The 4,266-nt window shown below is 71.8% G+C and carries 5 protein-coding genes; all 5 read left to right on the forward strand.

The genetic code is table 11. The features are described 5' to 3' along the window. Positions 1–958, forward strand: a 958-nt coding sequence (locus IE249_RS38290; protein WP_229859108.1) for a PP2C family protein-serine/threonine phosphatase, incomplete at its 5' end; no start/stop codon positions are given. Positions 959–1,034: 76 nt separating this feature from the next. Further along, positions 1,035–1,487 (forward strand): flavodoxin family protein, encoded by a 453-nt coding sequence (locus IE249_RS23605; protein ID WP_189707596.1) that lies wholly within the window; start codon positions 1,035–1,037, stop codon positions 1,485–1,487. A 203-nt stretch (positions 1,488–1,690) separates the two neighbouring features. Next, the gene (locus IE249_RS23610; protein ID WP_189707598.1) at positions 1,691–2,374 is read left to right on the forward strand and encodes a TNT domain-containing protein; all 684 of its coding nucleotides are present in this window, start codon (positions 1,691–1,693) and stop codon (positions 2,372–2,374) included. Between the two features lie 18 nt (positions 2,375–2,392). Beyond that, positions 2,393–2,776 (forward strand): hypothetical protein, encoded by a 384-nt coding sequence (locus IE249_RS23615; RefSeq protein ID WP_189707600.1) that lies wholly within the window; start codon positions 2,393–2,395, stop codon positions 2,774–2,776. A gap of 149 nt (positions 2,777–2,925) precedes the next feature. Next, positions 2,926–4,266 (forward strand): arabinofuranosidase catalytic domain-containing protein (locus tag IE249_RS23620; protein ID WP_189707602.1); only part of this gene is annotated, 1,341 nt, incomplete at its 3' end.

The following is a 4,266-nucleotide window of genomic DNA, read 5'->3' on the forward strand; positions in this document are numbered from 1 at the left end:
CCTGGACGCCGCCTCCGTCGCCCCGGCGGCCCGCCACTCCACCGCGCCGGCCCGGATCCTCTCCGAGGGCGTCCACTCGTTCATGATGGTGCCCCTGCTCGCCCGGGGCACCGTGCTGGGGCTGGCCACCTTCTACCGCAGCCGGCCGCTGGGGCCCTTCACGGACGACGACGTCGCCCTCGCCTGCGAGCTCGCCGCCCGGGCCGCCGTGTGCGTGGACAACGCCCGCCTGTACCACCGCGAGCACGACACCGCGCTCATCCTGCAGCGCAGCATGCTCCCGCAGCACATCGACGCACCGCCCGGCATCGAGGTCGCCCACCGCTACCTGCCCGCGAGCGACGTCACCGAGGTGGGCGGCGACTGGTACGACGTCATCACCCTCCCCGACGGCAAGGCGGCCCTGGCGATGGGCGACGTCATGGGACACGGCACGAGGGCGGCGGCCACCATGGGCAGGCTCTCGGCGAGCGTACGGGCACTGGCCCGGCTCGACCTCCAACCCCAGGAAGTCCTGGCCCAGTTGGAGGCCGCTCTCGACGACCTGTCCGAGTCGATGCTCGCCACCTTCCTCTACCTCGTCATCGACCCTGGCACCGGCCACTGCCGCATCACCCGGGCCGGTCACCCGCCTCCCGCCGCCGTACGTCCCGACGGCACCGTGCAGTTGCTCACCGTGCCGCCCGGGCTCCCCCTGGGGGTGGGCGGCGAGTCCTTCACCACCACCGACCTCCACCTGGAGCGGGGCAGCCTCCTCGTGCTCTACACCGACGGACTCGTCGAGGCCCGAGGCAGTGACATCGACGAGCGCCTCGCCGAGCTGACCCAGGCCCTCGCCCACCCCGTCTCCTCCCTGGAGGCGCTGTGCGACAGCCTCCTCACCCGGCTCGTGCCCGCCGCGGCCGACGACGACATCGCCCTCCTCGCCGTCCGCCTCACCGGCACGGCCACCCGCTGAACCGGCACGGCCACCCGGTGAGCCCCGCTTTCGTGCGGCCTTGCGGCCGAGGCAGGATCACGGCAGGGTGCGGGGCGTGGCCACCTTGCTGATCGTGCACCATACGCCGTCCCCGAACTGCCAGGCGCTGTTCGAGTCCGTCCTCGCCGGCGCCACCGCGCCGGAGATCGAGGGCGTCCACGTGGCGCGGCGCGCGGCGCTGTCGGCGACGGCCTCCGACGTGCTGGGGGCGGACGGCCTCCTGCTGGGTACCCCGGCGAACCTCGGCTACATGTCCGGCGCGCTCAAGCACTTCTTCGACCAGGTCTACTACCCGTGCCTGGACGCCACGCGGGGCCGTCCCTTCGGCTTCTACGTGCACGGCGGAAATGACGTCACCGGCGCCGTCCGGGCCATCGAGTCGATCACGACGGGCCTGGGCTGGAGGCGGGCCGCCCCGCCGGTCACGGTGACCGGGGAGCCGGACAAGGCCGACGTCCAGGCGTGCTGGGAGCTGGGCGCGACGCTCGCCGCCGGCCTCACCGCCTGAACATGTCCCGAGGCACCCTGATGTGACCCGTCCGGGTCGTCGCGGTCACCGGTCCGGGTGACCGGCCGCGCGTTGGCCCCCTCCCTCCCACCCGCGGCGCATGAACTGGGCCCCGAAGCCGTCCGTCACCCCCCGCGGGCCGGATGGTCCCCGCAATTCGGGCGCCCGGCAGGCGTCGGCGCCAGGGAGAGAAGGGATACCGGATGCGCGTACTGCGCGCCCTCATCGGGAGCGCCCTGGCGTCGCTCCTCCTCGTGGTCGGCGTCTCGCCGGCCACGGTCCAGGCGGCCGAACCCCGCGCCGTCCACGCCGCCCCCTGTCCGACCGAGCACCGCAGCCGGGGGACCAGCACCGTACCGCCGGCACTCCAGCGGTACTACATGGACGACTGGCGCCTCGGACCGGCCGAGCTGCCGCGGACCGGCGCCATCGGCGAGATGCTGCGGAACTACCACCGCACGGACGGCACTTCCGCGTACTGGTTCCTCGGCTGCTACTGGCAGATGGATCCCGCCACGAGCAAGTCCGGCTGGTGGTACCCCGACAACAACGGCTTCGTCCTGAAGAACGGCAAGCCCGTGGAACGCCCGCTGACGCTGCGTCAGGGCCAGCTGGTCGACCTCTTCGGCAGCGGTCTCGGCCACTTCCTCGCCCCCGCCGGCACCCCGTACGCCAGGCGTGCGATCCCGCCGAGCAACCTCGACACGTTCGACCGGACCCACCCCTTCAGCTACCACCTCTACCGGATCCTCAAGCCGTTCACCGTCGAGGCGGGGCCGATCCGGCCCTGGTTCGGCCAGCCCGGCCTGGGCCTGCAGTACCTGACGACTCCGTCGATCCCGGACCTCGTCACCTCGAAGTACCTCCAGGAACTGCCGGTGGTCTGACGGCCGGAGGCTGACGCGATGGACCGGGTGGAACTCGTGGAACGGCTGCGGGGCGCCGGCGTACCCGACGCGTGGTACGAGATTGCCGGCGTCCATGACGTCGTCGCGGCACCCGACGCCCACTACTTCCTGCGCCGGGAATCCGACGGAGGCTGGACCGTCGGCCTGCGCGAACGCGCCGTGGACCGGGACGTGCGACGATTCGCCGCCGAGGCCGAGGCGTGCGCGTACCTCCACGCCAGGATCACGCGCACGCCGGACCCGCCGCCCGGCCCCACGCAGTCCCTGGAGGCGCTGCTCGCGGATGCCGAGGAGGCCCGGCAACAGGCCTGGCAGGACTTCGAGGACGCCGGCCCGGCACGCCACGAGCGCGACAACGGCGAGGGGGAAGCAACAAGTTAGGACAGAAACAAGCCTTTGAATAAGCGTTAAGCCACAAATCTTGACGCGTGTCATGGCCGTGCGTAGGTTCCGCAGCGGTCACCCGGCGCTCGAACCCGGCCGCTGTGTCCGTCAGTTGGAACCCCTCTCCATCTGCCGAGGAGCACACGATGCGCGGAAGAAGCGGAAGAAGCGGAAGAAGCGGAACGCGCGAGACGAGCGGATCAATACGTCTCCTGCTCTCGGTCCTGGGCGTACTCGGTCTCGCCCTGGGCCTCGTGGTGGGACTGCCCGGACCGTCCCAGGCCGCCGGATCGCTGCCGTGCGACATCTACGGTGACGCCGGCACCCCCTGCGTCGCCGCGCACAGCACGGTTCGCGCCCTCTTCTCCTCCTACGGCGGCCCTTTGTACCGGGTCACCCGGGCCTCGGACGGCGCGGGTGCCGACATCGGCCCGCTGTCCGCCGGCGGCTACGCGGACGCCGGGCGCCAGGACACCTTCTGCGGCGGCACCACCTGCCGCATCACGAAGATCTACGACCAGACCTCGCGCCACAACGACCTGACCCCGGGACCGGCGGGAACCTCCGGCATGGGAGCGGACCGCGGCGCGGACGCCTCCGAGATCGCCGTCACCGCCGGCGGCCACAAGGTCTACGGCGTGTGGATCTCACCGGGAGTCGGCTACCGCTCCTCCGGGGCGGCCTCCGGGGTGGCCGTCAACGGCCAGGCCGAGGGGGCCTACATGGTGGCCAGCGGCACCCACGTCGGCTCGGCCTGCTGCTTCGACTACGGCAACGCCGAGAGCACACCCGCCGACACCGGCAACGGCCACATGGACGCCGTGAGCATCGCGACCACCTGCTACTTCGCGCCGTGCACCGGTTCGGGACCGTGGGTCGAGGCGGACCTGGAGAACGGCATGTTCCAGGGCGACAACGGCTCCAACCCCGCCAACCGGGGCAACGCCAGCGCCTTCGTGACGGCGGTGCTGAAGAACGACGGGCAGACCACGTACGCGCTCAAGGGCGGCGACGCGCAGGCGGGCGGGCTGACGACCTGGTGGGACGGAGGCCTGCCCACCCGCGGGGGATACCGGCCCATGCACCAGGAGGGCGGCATCATCCTCGGCACCGGCGGCGACAACAGCACCTGGAACATGGGCACGTTCTTCGAGGGCGTGATGGTCTCCGGCTACCCCTCCGACGCCGCCGAGAACGCCGTCCAGGCCAATGTCGTCTCGGTCGGCTACTCCGGCGAGACCGACGTGCCGAACGGACCGCAGGGCACGGTGACCGGCCCCGGCGGCAAGTGTGTGGACGTGGCCGCCGACGACACGGGGGCCAACGGCGCCGCCGTACAGCTGTGGGACTGCCAGTCGTACGCCGAGGACCAGCACTGGACCCACGACCCCGACAACTCCCTCGTCACACTGGGCCGTTGTCTCGACATCAATGGCAACGGCACGGCGAACGGCACGAGGGTGGAGTTGTGGGACTGCGATGGTGTC

The organism is Streptomyces anandii JCM 4720, from assembly GCF_014650655.1.
Lineage (GTDB): Bacteria > Actinomycetota > Actinomycetes > Streptomycetales > Streptomycetaceae > Streptomyces > Streptomyces anandii.